Source organism: Erythrobacter rubeus, from assembly GCF_014705715.1.
In the GTDB taxonomy this organism is placed as follows: Bacteria; Pseudomonadota; Alphaproteobacteria; order Sphingomonadales; family Sphingomonadaceae; genus Erythrobacter; species Erythrobacter rubeus.
On the sequence record NZ_JACXLC010000001.1, the window covers coordinates 378,280 to 394,033 of the forward strand.

The following is a 15,754-nucleotide window of genomic DNA, read 5'->3' on the forward strand; positions in this document are numbered from 1 at the left end:
TCTCATCCCAGCATTTGATCGACAGCGCGGTAGGACAAGGCCGCGGCGGTTAGAGTAGGGTTAGCGCTAGCCGGCGTCGGGAAAACGGACGTTCCGACCACGCACAGGTTTCGTGCGGCGTGTGCGATCATGCCAGCGTCGACAACCGAGTCTTCGATCGACCACCCCATCCGCAGGGAGCCCTGGATGTGACCGAGGGTGGGCTTGATCCCGTGAACCAGAATGTCCTCAATCGGCAGAGGCGCGAATATGTCGGGAATGCGGGCTATCGCGTGATCGAGACCGGCCATGGCATAATCGGACCAGCCGTTGAAACGCACCACCGGCTTGTCGCTGCCGTCATCGAAAACGCCGTTTTCATAGTCGAACACATCTTCGACATAGAGCGTGATCGGAAGCGTCTGGCGCCATCTTCCAGGCTCAAGCCGCAAACCGTGGAGCAGATTGTTCTTCACCAGATAGATCGAGTTTGCGAACTCGGCCGAGCGGCCCTCCTCAAGGATCGAGACGTTGATTGCCGTGGAATCCGTCCCGCCATCGAAGTGATCAAGACCGCCGAGCATGACCTCGACATCGGCAAGCATTTTCTCGCCCAGGTACCTGCCAACCCCATGGCCTGCGATCCCGGATCGCTGGAAGATGAAAGGTGAGTGAATCGCGTTCGCCCCGAGGACGCAAAGATCGCTCTTGGCAGCGTATTCTCGGCCGGCGTGCTTGAAATTCACCGCGGAAACAGAGCCGCCGGTGACATCCAGGTGGGTTACCTCGCAACCAACCGCGATCGAAACCGACGGATGGCTGAGCGTATCTTGCATCGCGTTGAAGGCTGTGAATTTTGCGCCCACCGGGCACAGATTGCATTTTGCAGTGGAACAGCACCGCCCGCGCGCGCCGACGGAGCGAGAAAGCTTGGCGGTGGGCATGGGAAAGTGATTTCCGTTGCCTTCTCGCACCATGATCTCGTCGGCAGTGGTCAATTGGTGTGCGGGCTGCGGATAATTCTCGGTGCCGGGATAGACCCTGCCGATATCGCTCGAACCTGCGATCAGCATCACCTGTTCAAGCTCCTGCCAGTACGGGACAAGATCGTCGTAATCGATCGGCCAGTCGGCCCCTTTCCCGGTGCTTGTCCCGACCTTGAAGTCGGACGGATGCATACGCGGCGTCAGCCCCCACCAGCAATTGGTACTGCCGCCAAGGCCGATGGTGAAATCCCACGGTTTCCCGCTGCCTTCGCCATGGATGTACGTTTCTTCAGGTGGAATGTCCGAGTTGAGTCGATTTTCCAGCTGCCATTCGGTCGAGTTGTTACGACCACGCTCCAGGATCAAAATCCGGTCGGCGGGACGCTTTTCGAGATAGCGCTTGAGGAAGAAGAGCGAACCGAATCCCGATCCGATGATTACGACGTCCCATCCCGTTTCCGCTGATGCTTGTTCGGGCGAAACAAATTTCATGATCGCAACTGGAGTTGGGGGTACGGCATCACGCTTTCACCGGTTCGCCGGGCTCGAACCGCAGGACGCCATCCGTGACTTCGTCACCGACATCGTATTGGGCGACGAGTTCCGGCGCGATTGGTTCATCATCGGCCATTCGCCGGAAATCACGCAAAGCAGTGCCGGTCGAGGCGTTGTCGACATTGGCCGCGCCGATGCCTTCGCGAACATGCTCGATATCCACGATCCTGAAATCGATGCTGAAGCGCGTCGTCCCGGTTACGTTGTCCGATGTTGCGTGCATCTGGTTGGCCGAGAAGACGACCGCGCCGCCGACCGGCAGGACCATTTGCACCGCCGCCGGATGCTCCAATGCCGCACGCGGCTGAGGGATGCCGCGCTTGTCCTCGCCTTTTACGTGCTTCGCGGCGTTCTTGCGACCGGTCGCGTTCCATTTGTAGATGTTGAAATCTTCGGACGAGTTTGCGACGCCGGTCTCCACGTAATGCGGGTAGAATTCCATCGAGCATTCGCGCGTCATCGGGAAGATCGGAAGCCAGAACTGAATCTGCTGCATCGGCGCCGACCACCACGTATCGCGGTGCGGCGGCTGTTTATGGCCTACCCCCGAAACGAGATATCCATCGCTGCTGACGACGCGCATGCGCGGAACATCGATATAAGTCCGCTCGGGGTCGAAACCCAATTCCGTGAGGTATTGCTTCTGCAAAACCCGCGTCTGCGCGTCGTGAATGAAACGCGGTTTGACCTCGGCCGCGCGGCTGACGAAGTCGCTGACGTCGAGGACGTGCTGCGCCGTGCGCGGATCATGCGGGTGAAACGCTTCCTCGATCATGGCCTGCGCGTGCTCGCACAAGCGCATTCCGGCGGCGCTCGGCGGCACCAAGTTGATCTGGCCGCGGTAAATCGCTCTTTCGTGCGCGTCGATATCGCCGTTTAACCCCACGGTCATCGCGATTGAGTTCTTGTCGCCTTCTCTCATGGTTCAAGCGCTCTCATGCTGGATTTTATGGACGGTCTGCGGGACGTAGCTCGGCTGGGTAATCGCGCGCAAAAGCATGGCCGCGCCCGATCTAATGGCCCGGACCGGTTCGCGGTAACGCCACGAATTTGCGAGCAGTGACAGGCTGTTGAGACGCTGCACCGTCGCGCCGCTCATGCGGTTTCCTTCGCGATCAATCGCGCCGTACACAACCATCTTGTCCGGAACCCCGGAATATCCCGATTTCAGACGCTTCATTTCCTGCTCAGGAGAAAGCCGCTTTTCGGAGAATGCATCGTACACCGCGCCCGTCGCGTGGGGCCGCGTGTGAACCATCGAAATCTCATCGATGATTGCGGATTTGAATGCCGGATTGGGCATCGTCAGCGCCCAGATCAGGTCCATGCCCCAACCGGAAATGACCTGCGACATATGCGGCAGGAAGCTGCGCAGATACTCGGTGCTGATGGCCGGTGCCATACATTCGACGAAATTGGTGTAGCGCAGTTTGGTCCGTGGGAACTGCAGCAGGATCGAATAGCAAAAGTGGCTGTCGCGGTGCAGCGATGGCTGCGCAATGCGAAGATTGTGCTCGGCGCAGATTTCGAAATATCGGTTGAGATCCCGTTTGGTGAAGATCAGATCGTCATCCATGAAAGCGATGTAGTCGTACCGGTCGAGCAGATCGGGATTGGCCGTAAGGTACCGATAGATACTGTCCCACTTGGTCCCCTTATCGACCGACAGCGGCAGGTCTCCGCCTTTGCAGATGTCGGGATCATCGTCATATTGGCTCAGCTGCAGGTCCCAGTTGCGCTCCTCCGGCCCTTCGAGCCAGTCCCTGTGCAGCGACTTTGCCCCCACACGCACGAGGACCAAGTTTCTCCGCGATCCGGTCATTACGCTCCCACCCCCGCTGCGACTTCGCCTTTCGCCATTCTGTCCAAGGCTCTGCGCGCAGCTTTCTCTCCGCTCGCGAATGCCTGGTCGGTCCAGATGTAGCCCCAGTCGCCAAATCGCCCGCAATAGCCGACCCCGATATCGTCGAGATATCCGTGGATCAGCTTCACCGCTGCCGGGCGGTCGTGATCGAAAATGATATTGGCGAACGGCGCGACGATTGTGCTGGTGTGAACCACCTGGTCGCGGCCATCGATCAGGCCCGCCTTCAGCAATCCGTCGATCACAGGCTCGATGTAGGCCTCGGCAGGCTTGTCGCGCGGTTTCCATTTGTCGCTGAAATAGACCTCTGCCTGCAAGGCGGTGCAGCCCTTCGGCGCGACATTCGGCGAGAAGTTCGAAGGATAGCTCAGCCGAGCAAAGGCGATGTCTTCATCGTAGAAGTAGGTCCAGTGATCATCGCGAACATGCGGCTTGGACACACCGATATTGACCAGCACGACTTCGGTGCAGGCGAGCTTGCCGGCGGCTTCGACCACGTCTGGCGGCGCCCCCTTGATCATCCTGATGAGCCGTGGAAGCGGTACGGAAGAGATGATGGAGTCGTATTCGATGACGCGTCCATCAGAGGTGCGCAGCGATTTCGCCTTGGGATCGATTTCCACGATCTCGCTGTCGCACTCCACGCGCGAGCGCTTGCGAAACCCGTTGAGGTACGAGACGAATCCGCCTTCGGTGGGATAGCGAAAATGGTCGACGTAATGCACGTCGGGTGCTTGGGGCACGAGCGCCCCGCGCAAAACCTCCTCAAGCTCGGGTCGATAGAGCCGCGGCCCCAACCAGTCGGTCGTCAGGTTCTTTGCATCGGTCGTGTGATACTTGCGAGTGTAGACGGCTGGAAATGTCTCAGCGAAAGTCTTGCCGAATGCGGCGATGAGCCAATCTTCGTAATTCTCGATCTTGTGAGAATCCTTCGGAGCATGCGAGGCGGCCACGAAGTCCTTGATGCTGTCGATCACCACCTGATGCGGCAGACCGTGAAGGTTTACTTGGGCCGGATGCTTGATCCAGTGACCTTGCCAGTAATTGTTCACGCTCGCTCGCAGCTTTTCATAGGTTCCGCCGATGCTTTCGGCGAAGAGTTCCTGGAGCCTCTTGTTCTGGGTGAAAGAGATGTGCGGCCCCTCATCGAAGAGAAACCCGTCATCATAGGAGTGCGTTGAGGTGTGGCCGCCGTGGACAGACCGCTTCTCGTAAATGGTTGCCTCGACGCCAAGCTCGCGCAGCTGATGGCTCGCGCCGAAACCGGCAAAACCGGCGCCGATGATTGCGATGTTCGGATCGTTTACCAAAGTGCAGCCCCCGACCGTCGTCAAGCTTCGATCGCCGCTTGGGGGACGGGAACAATGAATTGTCCGCCCCATTCGCGCACATAATCGATCTGCGACTTGATCTCTTCCTTGAGGTTCCAGGGCAGGATCATCACGAAATCCGGCTTGACCTCGCGGATATGCGAGGGGTCAAGGATCGGGATGCGAACACCTGGCATCAGCTTGCCCTGTTTGGAGGGAGCACGATCCACCGTGAAATCGATGATATCCGATCCGATCCCGCAATAATTGAGCAGCGTCACGCCTTTGGCCGGCGCGCCATAGGCGGCGATCGTCTTGCCCTGCCTCTTGAGGTCGAGACAGAGCTGGATCAGCGACATCTTGGTCTCCTGAACCTCGCGGTTCCAGGCAGTGTAGGTCGCGGGATTGTCCAGACCATAGGCTCGCTCTTCTTCGCGCATCTGCTCAAGCGAGGGCTCATCGCGCCATGACGCCTTTGCGTGGCACACATAGAAGCGCACCGATCCGCCGTGCGTCGGCAGGCTTTCGGCAGCGAATACTCTCAGTCCCGCAGCCTCGAAAATGCGCTCGGCCGCAAACAGCGAGAGATAGGAAAAATGCTCGTGATAGATGGTGTCGAACTGATTGCCCTGCATCAGACGGAGCAGATGCTGCACCTCGTAAGTCGCGATCCCCTCAGGTTTGAGCAGTGCTTTTGCGCCGCGAACGAAATCGTTGATGTCCGGCACGTGCGCTAGCACATTGTTCGCGACGATCAGGTCGGCTGTCCAACCTTCATCCGCGAGCGCATTCCCCAGCTCTTCGGTGAAAAACTCGCTCCGCACATCCAGCCCCGATGACCTCGCCATCTCGGCGGGCCCTTCGGTCGGCTCTATGCCGAGGCACGGAATACCGGCCGCCTTCACATATTGGAGGAGGTATCCATCGTTTGAGGCCAGCTCTACAACCTTGCTGGCCGCGCCCAGAGCAAGCCGCTTCTGCATCGCTTCGACATAGGCTTTCGCATGGTCGAGCCATGTCGAGGAATGCGAGGAGAAATAGGTGTAATCGGCGCGAAACAGGTCGTCCGATTTCAGCGTGTGGACCACCTGCGCCAGCAGGCAATTGTCACAGACGCGCACTTCGAGAGGATAATGAAGCTCCGGCTCGTCTTGCTGGGCCATGTGGACGAGATCGTTGGCGACCGGACTCAAGCCCAGATTGGACAGCTGCGTAACCAGCGGCTGAGAACAGTGACGGCAGTTTTTCAGCGCTGTCAGCGCTGAACTCTTCGGCGTTCCTGCCTGATGCATCGATGTCCCTTCCGAAATCGCAGAAAAGGGAACTGAGAAAGCCCCTCTGTTATCATATGATAATACGGCAACGCCTCGGACGCCCGCAACTAACCATCGGGAGTACTACGTCTACCGAGACCGGCTTTTGTGCCGACCTGTTGGTCACCCACTAATCGATGATTTGGGCCACGTGATCGGCGATCGCCAAAGACGCGGTCAGACCCGGCGATTCGATCCCGAACAGGTTGATCAGGCCTGGCACGCCGTGGTGGTTCGCACCATCGATGCGAAAGTCGCCGTCGGGTTCGTTCGGTCCGACAATCTTGGGGCGTACGCCGGTATAGTCTGGCACCAGATCGTCTGCGGTGATCCCCGGAAGATATGTCTGGATAGCGGCGGCAAACCGGTCCCGTGCGCTATCATCGAAGCGATAATCAGGTTCCGCTATCCAACGCACGTCCGGCCCGAACTTTGCCTGATTTGCCAGGTCCAATGTCAGGTGAATGCCAAGGCCGCCGGGCTCCGGGACCGGGTACACGAGCCTTTCGCACGGCGATGGGCCGGAGAGCCGGTAATAGTGACCGACCGAGAAATGGGCCTGCGGAACGGTGTCTTCATTCAGTTGAGCTATTTGCTGCGCCAGCCCGATAGCGCGCAGCCCTGCGCAGTTGATGATGTGACGTGCCCTTATGCGCCCGGCCTCCGCGCCCCTAGTTTCCACTATAAAACCCGATGATTGCGGCTCGATTGCGGTTACTTCAGTACGCAGGACCACCATCCCGCCGTGTTCCTGCAACTCAGCTTCCAATGCGAGCATCAGGGCGTGGCTATCGATAATGCCGGTCGATGGTGAGAGCAGCGCGCCGCTCGAGCGAAGCGCTGGTTCCATCGCCGACACATCGCGCGGTGACAGATGCCGCAAGTCTTCCACGCCATTACCTGCTGCGCGATCGGCAATCTGTGCCAACTGCGCCAGTTGCTCGGGCGATGTGGCAACGATCAGCTTCCCGATCCGTCGGTGCGGGATGCTGCGTTCTTCAGCATAGCGATAAAGCATGTCCCGGCCGCGCCGGCAAAGCAGCGCTTTCAAGCTGCCTTTCGGATAGTAGATACCGGCATGCACGACTTCGGAATTGCGGCTGCTGGTATGGGTGCCGATGGCGTCTTCCGCCTCCAGCACCAGGACCTCGCGGCCCGATCGGGCGATGGAGGCTCCGCAGGCAAGGCCGATAACACCGCCGCCTATAACGATGCACTCTACCTCGTCCATGCGGCCCCGAACGCTCGAATAATCAAGTTACTTGGGGTGGGGTTTGAAGTGCGGTGAGCCGACCGGCCTGCGTTGATAGGCATGGATGTAGTCGACCTCCATCTTCACCGAATCCGGCGTCTGATCGTTCATCCGGTAATCCTCCGCGGCAAAGGATACGAGAAGATACATTGGCTGCTGAAATTCGGGAGGGGAGGGGACCCGCCAGGTTTCTTTCCGGTCGATATAAAAGATCACCTCGGTTTCGGTAATCTCAGCGCCATAGGTGTGGAACTCCTCGGTGAGCGATCCTGCCGGCACGTCGTGCGGCCGGCTTTCGGTGATCTTTTCATCGTCTTCGGTGGCTCTGTGCTTGTGAATGACCTGGTAAATCTCGTCATCCTGGTGCGAATAATATTCGAAGATATCGACTTCGACCACGCCGTCCCTGCGGTCCGCCCCAATGAGCCAGAAAGCCGGCCAGAACCCTGCCGCTGCCGGTAAACGGGCCCGCGTTTCGAAATAGCCCAGCTTCTGAGCGAAGCCGCTATTGCACCTGTTCCATGAGGACAGCATCCCGCTTTCCCATTTCCCATCCGCGTTCTTGCGAGCCTCGATGGTCAGGATCCCGTCTTCGGTGGTGAAGGGAAAGCCATCGCTCGGTCCCATAAAGCGGGCACTTCCGAAATCGCCATCCCAGGGCGTATGGGTCGTCCATCTTGTGAGACAATCATATTCGGAGACGTCGAATTCGTCGAAGTCTTCACGAAAAGATGGTTTGAAATCGCTGAGATCGATTTCGGACGACTGGTTTTCCAACGCACCGACAGGCAGGTCTGATGGTCCTGCGAACGCCACGAGCGCGCCTAACGACAGAACGAAAGTGAAATTGGTAATTCCCGTGCGCTGCCCCTTCGAAGGCGACACTGGCGAGCTTTGGTCCTCACTTCGCATTTTTCAGCGTCCTCCTTGAAAAGCAACGCGTGCCGGGTCAGGTAGCGAAAGCATCTCGTTCGGCCTGTGCGGGGACACTTCCTCCCACGTCGGCGGAAGCTGCGAGTTGTTCAGCGTAAAGAGCCAGCAGGCTGTCCCGCCACTCGATTTCGGAACATGTGAGCGCGCCCGATGCAATATGCGCACGCTGGCTCGCTTCCCTCACCGCGACATCGTCACCAAGCTTCGCGAAAGCCTCCGCCAGGCTTTCCGGGCTGCGCTCCGAAGCAATGAAGCAGCATCCCAATTTCGACGCTTCCTGTGCGACAAAGGAATCGGGAAACGCCACGAGCGGAACGCCGCTTTGGAGCGCCTCGAGCGCGACGAGACCAAATGGTTCCGGAACGAGGCTGGGCATGACGAGCGCGCGTGCAGTGCCGATGATGTCGGCGATTTCCGAATGACTAAGCCAACCTTCCCACGCGACCTCGGGATAGCGCTTAGCGAGGGTCTCCCTTTCGGGACCTTCTCCGATGATCCGCAACCGGTGCCCGGAAATGCGGACAGCTTGCGCGGCGAGCTCGACCCCTTTTTCACGCGCGACACGGCCGATGAAGAAGATGTCGTTGTTCTTCTCTGCCGCGACCCGGCTCTCGCTGAACGCGCTCGCTGGATTGCGCACCGTCCGCAGGCGTTCCAGCGACAGGTCGGACTTGCTGAGGAACGGGCTCATCGAAGGGTGAATGACTGCAACCAGCGCAGGGGATTTACGACCGGAGAAAGTGCGCGCGCGAACCGCCGCGCGCGTCACGCGAAATGCCTTTTGCGCAGGGCTCCGTTTATCGCAATTGGTCGCGAGGCATTTCTGGCTGAGCGGGGTAAGATGACAAGTCTCGTTCTTTACGAAATTGAAGAACCCGCCATTCGGGCAGCTCATGAAGAAATCGTGCGCGTGAATGACCAATCGCGATTCCACCCCGGACAGTGCTGCGAAAACCGCGGGTGAGAGAATCTGCGACCACCCGTGCAAGTGATAAACCACGTCGGGAGCGTCGAGCCGGGCAATCGTGCGCTCGACCATTCGCCGCGCTGCGGAATTGTAGAGGCCATCGCGAACGCCCTTGGCAAAGCTGCGTTGCATGAGCGGTTTCTGCCCCAGCGAGACGACTTCGATCGATGCCGGGAGGGGGGCATCCGCACCCTCATCGCCGGTAACGAAGGTGACCGGGATACCGGCTTCGTCGAACAAACGCGCCGACAGCAGCGCGAGTGCTTCCGCACCCCCAGTCGCGGAGGATTGATCGCTGATAATGACGATGCGGCTCGGGATCATGATAATCTGAGCATATGGAGAAGTGCCCGGATTCTCACGGTATCATTGGTAGTACCTTCATAGAGCGGCTCGAAGCGGAGCGCGTTCGGATTTATAGCAAACGCATGAAGCAGCGTTCCGACCGGGCCGGTTGAGGGCCGAACGCACTGGAGCCACACCGATGCAAATCACCGTGATTGTCGCAACTTTGGGAAGACGGGCAGAGGCCGACGATCTTGTTGAGGATCTCGCCAATCAGACGAGGCTGCCTGACAGAACCATCTTTGCGGTGACGACAGAAGACGATGCTCCCGACCGGGATTCGCGCATCGATAACGAGACGCTGATCTGCACCACCAAAGGGCTTTGCGCGCAGCGAAACGCGGGGCTGGAGCTGGCGATCGGGTCAAGCGATATCATCGTGTTCTTCGACGATGACTTCGTTCCGCACCCAACCTATCTCGCCCGGCTGGAGGCTGCGTTCGATAAATCACCGGACGTCGTCGGAATGACCGGCCTCGTCGTCGCCGATGGCGTATGCGGCCCTGGCCTGACGCGCGTCCAAGCGGTGAGCGCGATCAGCGCGCACGCCGAGGCTTACCCCACCGGCTACCCACGAGAAACGGACGTCAACGGACTTTACGGTTGCAACATGGCGATGCGCACTTCCGCGCTGGGGGAGAAGCGGTTCGACGAGCGTTTGCCCCTTTACGGATGGCTCGAGGATCTTGACCTGACCAACCAGCTGCTTGGCGAGGGCCGATTGATAAAGCTTGATCGGCTGATTGGTGCGCATCGAGGTGTCAAGGCCGGGCGGGTGTCTGGGATCCGCCTTGGCTACTCACAGATCGCCAATGCGCGCTATCTCCTCGCGAAAGGAACGACTACGCGCTCGCAATTGTACGGGCATCTGGTGAAGTACCCGATGGTGAATGCGGTCCGCTCATTCCGGCCCGAACCCTTCGTGGATCGCCGCGGGAGGCTGAGAGGGAATTTGATTGGACTGTTCGATCTTGCGCTGGGCAAATCGAAACCGGAGAAGATTCTCGAACTCTAAAGGCGATTTTCCGATCCCGTCGGCAGACAGGGATATGCCCGTCCGATAGCGTTGGTCATCAGTTCAGAGTTTGGTGTTTCTCACGAACACTACTGGCGAATCGTCAACCTCGTTCGGCACGATCGGTGCCTCCGGCATTTCAGCTTCCATCCGCATGGCTGACGGCGCCGCCTTCGCATTCCCGCCAAGGCTCGAACCAAGCGGAGTCCAGTAATCGGTGCCCGCAAGCTCATTCCACTCAAAGCCGAGCTTGCGCATCGCCTGTCGGGCAGCGATCGCCGGTGAGAGCTCCTTGCCTTCGAATTTTACCAGCCCGTTTTCGAGCGCAGTGCAGGAAATCGACGGGTCTTTCGAAAAATACAGGATCGTGCCTGGGGCAGCATTCAAGGACATGAATTTCAGCGCCTCGTGTGAAGAACGCAGGCGATCCATCTGTGATCGCTTGGCGGCCGAAATACCGATCTCCTCGTCGCTGAATTCGTGCACCGCGCTAGCGGCGGGCTCGATCGCAGCGCGCAGCAATTCCGGGTTGCCGGTGAAGTATTCGGGATCGTCCGGGTCGAACTGCTCCCTGAACAGGAATCTCAGCGTTTGCTGAAGCGCTTTCCAATCGTAAACCGACGCAGCCATGTAGATACGAAAGGGAACCGGAAGAGCCGACTGGTTGATCTTCAGGACCCTGGCCGCAACGTCGTCCTTGGCGGTGAAATCGATCCGCGCGAAACCCGGCATGGCGTCATTCATCAGAATGAAGACGCTTCCCTCTTTGCCGCTCATGAACACACTCCCTGATGTGATTTCGGACCTGCGATCCGAGATTGTTTGCACGACGCCTCTGGGTTCGAACGTTGTTCTTGCTCAATTGGTTATGGTTAACCTCGAGAGATAGCGGGCATCGGGTGGCGATGCGAAGGCAATCTTGGACTAGTTCGATATCGACCGGCGCGTTCTTGCCGTAAGTCGGTGGATCGGCATGTTTCCGAGGGGTTGCCGCTCCCCGGAAGGATTAGGCTCTGGCGCGTTTGGTCTAAGCACAGTGCGCCCCTCCCGAACAAAGCACCGCGCGCGTAGGTTCGCAAATGAGAAATCCATGCGCCAGTTTGAGGATGCGCAGGGGTAATTGTAGAAAAGGACGCGCACCTTGAAAGTTCTTGTCACTGGGCATCTTGGCTACATCGGTTCCGTACTCACTCCGAAGCTGCTGAGCAGAGGTCACGAAGTCGTCGGTCTCGACAGCGCTTTGTTCGAGGGGTGCTACTTCCTTCCCGGTGCGGCGGACATCACCTCTTTGGGCGGCGACGTGCGCGAATTCGTCAAGGATCCCGAAGCAGCCGACAAACTGCGCGGTATCGATGCGGTCATTCACCTCGCAGCACTCTCCAATGATCCACTGGGCGACTATCGACCGGGGCTGACGCAGGAGATCAATGCGCAAGGATCGATCGATCTTGCGAGGCTAGCGAAAGAGGCCGGGATAACTCGCTTCGCATTCGCATCCTCATGCTCGAATTACGGGGCATCGGGCGATGATTTCATCAATGAGACTGGCGATCTTAATCCGGTGACCGCTTACGGCGTGTCCAAGGTTGAAGCCGAAGTGGGGATCGGAGCGCTCGCCGATGAGACATTCAGTCCCACCTTTTTGAGGGCTTCGACCGCCTACGGCCTATCGCCGCTTCTTCGCACCGATCTGGTGGTCAACAATCTGACGGCATGGGCGTGCACGACCGGTGAGGTTCACCTGATGAGCGACGGATCGCCTTGGCGACCTATCGTCCATGTCGAAGATATCGCGGCAGCCTACATCGCGATCATCGAAGCCGACCGGCAGGACGTTCACAAAGAAGTCTTCAATATCGGCACGACGAACGAGAATTACCAAATCCGCGAAATCGCCGAGCTGGTGCGCGATGTCGTGCCAGGATCGAAGATTGGCTTTTCGGAGAATGCCAGTCCGGATGTTCGCAATTACCGGGTGGACTGCAACTATCTCGCGCGCAAGCTGCATGGGTTCAAGCCGCAATGGACGTGCCGGCGCGGGATCGAGCAGCTTTACGATGCATATCGATCGGTGGGCTTCACTTTCGAACAATTCGATGGCCCGCGTTTCAAACGAATTGCCCACATGAAGCAGCGGATCGAGCAAGGCTCTCTCAACGAAGATCTGTTCCCGATGCGCCAGCTCGAAGGCGTCTGACTCGCAGATGACCCGGCCAAACCGTGACCGGGGTTACGGCGATCCTTTTTACGCGCTGAGTGCGGATTGACTTCGCGATGACCTGATCCGTTGCAGGACGTCGAACATTATCGCAACTGGCCCCTCGGGGCGGCCGCTCGCAAACCAGATTGCTGCGATTGTTCCGGCGTAGGTGACTGCTCCGACCGATATTCTTGCGAACAGATCGACCACTAGCGGCATCCCGTCCTGCGGCATCGCCGCGCTGACGGTCAGCACTGCTGCTGTCATGGCGCCGAGACCCGCGACGGTCAGCCAGTGACTTGCCAGCTGTCGCCACAAACCGATCGCGATCAGTCGCTTGATGAAAAGGAACTCGACCAGCGCGGCGAAAACGTCACTGGCAAGCCGCGCAAATGCCACGCCCAGCAGTCCCGCTGAGAAAAATCCGACCATGATTGCCGGGACTTTCACACAGACGGCGAGGAAGTTTCGCAGGAAGAGCAGCCTCGTGTTGCCGAGTGACATTGCGAGCGGCTGGAGGCCGATGCTGAAGGTTCCGACGATGTAGGCAATCGAGATGATCTGGACGAATATCACGGTGCCTTCCCACTGACTGCCAAGCGCCAAAGCAACGGCGGGCTCGGCGACCAGAGCAAGGCCGACTCCCAACGGGGCCACAAGCATCGCGATTGTCGATTGTGCGCGCTGCTGCGAGGCTTTGAGCCGTTCCATGTCATTCGAGATGTTTGCAAGGCCAGGGAAGAGCGCGTGTCGAATGGGATGGACTGTTTCGCGCGAAGGGATGGCGGCAACGTTGTCGGCCATCGCATAAATGCCCAACTGCTCCTTCGAAACGGCTAGACCGGCGATCAGCTGATCGGCGCGCCAATTGAGCGTCTCGAAAATCTGGCTGAGAAACATCCAACCGGAAAACGACCATATCTCTCTGACATGTGCCAGCGATAGCCGGGGGCGATATGGCACCAGGATATAAGAGAGGAACGTGGCGCCGATCGCGCCCGCAAGACTGCCAAGAATGATCGCCCAAAAGGATTGAAGCATGAAAGCGAGTGCGATCGCGAAGATTATTCCGAGCGCGCGGCGCAGGAATTGGGCGATCGCGAGCGGCGCGAACGACATCTGCTTCGTCGCGAGCCATACGTGCGGATTCTCCAGACCCAGGATTGCCCCTGTGACGCCCGCAACGAGGAAAACGAGGACAAGCTCGGCATTTCCGTAGGCGATCGACAGTGGCCACGCCAACACTGCGAATATCGCGCAGATAATGCCCGACCGGATGAGGGCCATGGTCCACGCCGTATCGACGTGGGACCGGTCCACCTTCTCTTTGTGAATGAGCGCATTGTTGAGCGAAAGCTCCGTGCACGATTGCACCAGCACCAGGATGGCCGTTGCAATGGCGACGATCCCGAAATCTTCCGGGGTCAGCAATCGTGCCAGCACCAGCAATCCGCCGGCGCTCAGCACATTGGCCGCGATGTTCACCCCACCAAGCGAAAGGGCGCCTCGCATCACGCCAAGGCGCAGGCTCATCGTGCGCAAACCCGATTGCTGGGTCTTAGGACCGTTTTCCTCGGCCCCCGGGCACCTTTTGCTGGAAACGAGCGCAGGCCCCCACGCTCAAGCGCAGCGTCAGGGCTTGTCTCAACTGCTTCCTGCACCGGACGGCGCAGTGCGATCGCGGCACCGGCCATGATCGAAAAGAACGCCATGGGAACAGGCGATGGACCGGAAATGCTTGCCGGTATCAGGCATAGGATCGCAGCCGACCCGAGCGCTCCGCCCAGAGTTTTTCTGGGTGTCGCTCCCAGCCCCCAGCTCGATCGCCGCGTCGCCTCGAACGTCCGCACGAGGTAGAGCACGAAAGCGACAAATCCGAAGATACCGACCGACCCAAGCACGGCCATGATCTGGCTCGATGAGCGGAAGCTTCCCGGACCGATGCCCAGCCCGTATGACGCGATAAGCGCGTGCCACCCCTGCATCGCCCAGAACAGCCTCTGTTGTCCTGACAGGCTTTCCGATTTGCCGAACGTCATTTCGGCGATGAGCTCCCAGATCGCAATCGGAAGTTGCGGTACGAATATGAAGAGCGCGCACAGGAAGAATACCGCCCCAAACGCGGCAATCGCCGCTCTCATCAGCTTGCCCGCTGGAGCAGCACTCGGAAAGAGGATGGCCCTGAGCATAAATAGAGCGGCATAAACCGCCAGCGCTACATAGGCTGTCGAGGCGGTGCTGAGCACCAGCATCATGGCAAGACCGATGGCAGTCCATCCAGTGACACTGGACCGGATCGATCGATACCACATCTCCGCAGTCGCAACGAACAGCGCAAAGCCCAGGCCGGCATAGATCGAGGCTTCGGCCAGAAGTCCCCTGATCCGAACAAAGCCGGACGCTGTCGCATCGAGCTGCGCGTAACTGGCGTTTCGGAAAATCGCCAGAAAGTCTTCGAAAGGGGTGCCGCGCATCGTCAGATCGAGAATGCCCGAAGTGATGTGGATCCAGCTCGCGGTGATGATCGCGCTGATCATAGCCGCAGCTGCTCCGGGCATCCGCGACATCACATTGCAGCTGAGGGCAAGCATGACGGCACCGAACATGTAGAAGGTCGCCGTTATATTTTGCGGCGTCGGAGCGAGCGGCACAGTGCCGAATGGCCCCAGATATTCGATCGGCTGCATTGGAAAGACATCGAAGGATCCGGCAAACAGCCGGGGCGCCAAGTAGGCGCTGGCCATGCCGTACATCGCGAAGAAGATGAGCCATTTGTTGTCGCCCACCGCATCGGGCAGGAAACCGAGATATCCGCCTTTTGGCGCAAGGATCCTCAACGTGGTGAACAGCAGCGCAAACTGGACAGGGGGTATGGATGAGCCGCCCAGCGCTGGCAGCACCACTGCAGCTGAGCCCATCAGGATCGCGCTTAAAATCAGGAAGAAGATCGCGCTTCGCACGCTTCCCAGAAGGACGATGTATAGTCCGATTATCGCCTGAACGACCCCGATATAGGTGAGCTCCATCGCCGGGCC

13 protein-coding genes are annotated in these 15,754 nt (G+C 58.9%); 2 read left to right on the forward strand and 11 right to left on the reverse strand.

The features are described from left to right. Positions 1-2 precede the first annotated feature (2 nt). From IB285_RS01905 to IB285_RS01940, 8 genes are all read right to left on the reverse strand, one after another. Positions 3-1,457 (reverse strand): GMC oxidoreductase, encoded by a 1,455-nt coding sequence (locus tag IB285_RS01905; RefSeq protein ID WP_190786581.1) that lies wholly within the window; start codon positions 1,455-1,457, stop codon positions 3-5. A 28-nt stretch (positions 1,458-1,485) separates the two neighbouring features. Next, a complete protein-coding gene (locus IB285_RS01910; RefSeq protein WP_190786582.1) occupies positions 1,486-2,412 on the reverse strand; it encodes a phytanoyl-CoA dioxygenase family protein in 927 nt (308 codons plus the stop codon). 33 nt (positions 2,413-2,445) lie between these two features. Next, positions 2,446-3,342 carry a DUF707 domain-containing protein gene (locus IB285_RS01915; RefSeq protein WP_190786583.1) on the reverse strand — a complete coding sequence of 299 codons (897 nt, stop codon included), beginning with the start codon at positions 3,340-3,342 and terminating at the stop codon, positions 2,446-2,448. Beyond that, complete coding sequence (locus tag IB285_RS01920; protein ID WP_199803324.1) at positions 3,342-4,718, reverse strand: protoporphyrinogen/coproporphyrinogen oxidase; 1,377 nt, start codon at positions 4,716-4,718, stop codon at positions 3,342-3,344. The genes IB285_RS01915 and IB285_RS01920 overlap by 1 nt, the downstream gene beginning before the upstream one ends. Further along, positions 4,715-5,986, reverse strand: a complete 1,272-nt coding sequence (locus IB285_RS01925; RefSeq protein ID WP_190786585.1) for a class I SAM-dependent methyltransferase — start codon at positions 5,984-5,986, stop codon at positions 4,715-4,717. Before IB285_RS01925 ends, IB285_RS01920 begins: the two co-directional genes overlap by 4 nt. Positions 5,987-6,137: 151 nt before the next feature. Further along, complete coding sequence (locus IB285_RS01930; protein ID WP_190786586.1) at positions 6,138-7,238, reverse strand: NAD(P)/FAD-dependent oxidoreductase; 1,101 nt, start codon at positions 7,236-7,238, stop codon at positions 6,138-6,140. A 27-nt stretch (positions 7,239-7,265) separates the two neighbouring features. Beyond that, a complete protein-coding gene (locus tag IB285_RS01935) occupies positions 7,266-8,171 on the reverse strand; it encodes a glycoside hydrolase family 16 protein (RefSeq protein ID WP_190786587.1) in 906 nt (301 codons plus the stop codon). 37 nt (positions 8,172-8,208) lie between these two features. Beyond that, entirely contained in the window at positions 8,209-9,483 is a 1,275-nt protein-coding gene (locus IB285_RS01940; protein WP_190786588.1) for a glycosyltransferase family 4 protein, read from the reverse strand. Positions 9,484-9,643: 160 nt separating this feature from the next. Between IB285_RS01940 and IB285_RS01945 the strand changes: the two genes are divergently transcribed. After that, the gene (locus IB285_RS01945) at positions 9,644-10,519 is read left to right on the forward strand and encodes a glycosyltransferase family 2 protein (RefSeq protein WP_190786589.1); all 876 of its coding nucleotides are present in this window, start codon (positions 9,644-9,646) and stop codon (positions 10,517-10,519) included. A 63-nt stretch (positions 10,520-10,582) separates the two neighbouring features. On the opposite strand, the gene IB285_RS01950 is transcribed toward IB285_RS01945, so the two are convergent. Beyond that, positions 10,583-11,296, reverse strand: coding sequence for a hypothetical protein (locus tag IB285_RS01950; protein ID WP_190786590.1), 714 nt, complete (start codon positions 11,294-11,296; stop codon positions 10,583-10,585). 364 nt (positions 11,297-11,660) lie between these two features. Between IB285_RS01950 and IB285_RS01955 the strand changes: the two genes are divergently transcribed. Continuing rightward, the gene (locus tag IB285_RS01955; RefSeq protein WP_190786591.1) at positions 11,661-12,716 is read left to right on the forward strand and encodes an NAD-dependent epimerase/dehydratase family protein; all 1,056 of its coding nucleotides are present in this window, start codon (positions 11,661-11,663) and stop codon (positions 12,714-12,716) included. 48 nt (positions 12,717-12,764) lie between these two features. Here the strand turns inward: IB285_RS01955 and IB285_RS01960 are convergent, their stop codons facing one another. After that, the gene (locus IB285_RS01960) at positions 12,765-14,252 is read right to left on the reverse strand and encodes a lipopolysaccharide biosynthesis protein (protein ID WP_190786592.1); all 1,488 of its coding nucleotides are present in this window, start codon (positions 14,250-14,252) and stop codon (positions 12,765-12,767) included. Beyond that, positions 14,249-15,745, reverse strand: a complete 1,497-nt coding sequence (locus IB285_RS01965) for a glycoside hydrolase (RefSeq protein ID WP_190786593.1) — start codon at positions 15,743-15,745, stop codon at positions 14,249-14,251. The genes IB285_RS01960 and IB285_RS01965 overlap by 4 nt, the downstream gene beginning before the upstream one ends. Between the last annotated feature and the right edge of the window lie 9 nt (positions 15,746-15,754).

Excerpts from the sequence above, each read along its gene's own strand:
- IB285_RS01905 (WP_190786581.1), bottom strand. The coding sequence starts at position 1,457 with ATGAAATTTGTTTCGCCCGAACAAGCATCAGCGGAAACGGGATGGGAC.
- IB285_RS01910 (WP_190786582.1), bottom strand. The coding sequence starts at position 2,412 with ATGACCGTGGGGTTAAACGGCGATATCGACGCGCACGAAAGAGCGATT.
- IB285_RS01965 (WP_190786593.1), bottom strand. The coding sequence starts at position 15,745 with ATGGAGCTCACCTATATCGGGGTCGTTCAGGCGATAATCGGACTATAC.
- IB285_RS01925 (WP_190786585.1), bottom strand. The coding sequence starts at position 5,986 with ATGCATCAGGCAGGAACGCCGAAGAGTTCAGCGCTGACAGCGCTGAAA.
- IB285_RS01960 (WP_190786592.1), bottom strand. The coding sequence starts at position 14,252 with ATGAGCCTGCGCCTTGGCGTGATGCGAGGCGCCCTTTCGCTTGGTGGG.
- IB285_RS01945 (WP_190786589.1), top strand. The coding sequence starts at position 9,644 with ATGCAAATCACCGTGATTGTCGCAACTTTGGGAAGACGGGCAGAGGCC.
- IB285_RS01940 (WP_190786588.1), bottom strand. The coding sequence starts at position 9,483 with ATGATCCCGAGCCGCATCGTCATTATCAGCGATCAATCCTCCGCGACT.
- IB285_RS01915 (WP_190786583.1), bottom strand. The coding sequence starts at position 3,342 with ATGACCGGATCGCGGAGAAACTTGGTCCTCGTGCGTGTGGGGGCAAAG.
- IB285_RS01935 (WP_190786587.1), bottom strand. The coding sequence starts at position 8,171 with ATGCGAAGTGAGGACCAAAGCTCGCCAGTGTCGCCTTCGAAGGGGCAG.
- IB285_RS01950 (WP_190786590.1), bottom strand. The coding sequence starts at position 11,296 with ATGAGCGGCAAAGAGGGAAGCGTCTTCATTCTGATGAATGACGCCATG.
- IB285_RS01930 (WP_190786586.1), bottom strand. The coding sequence starts at position 7,238 with ATGGACGAGGTAGAGTGCATCGTTATAGGCGGCGGTGTTATCGGCCTT.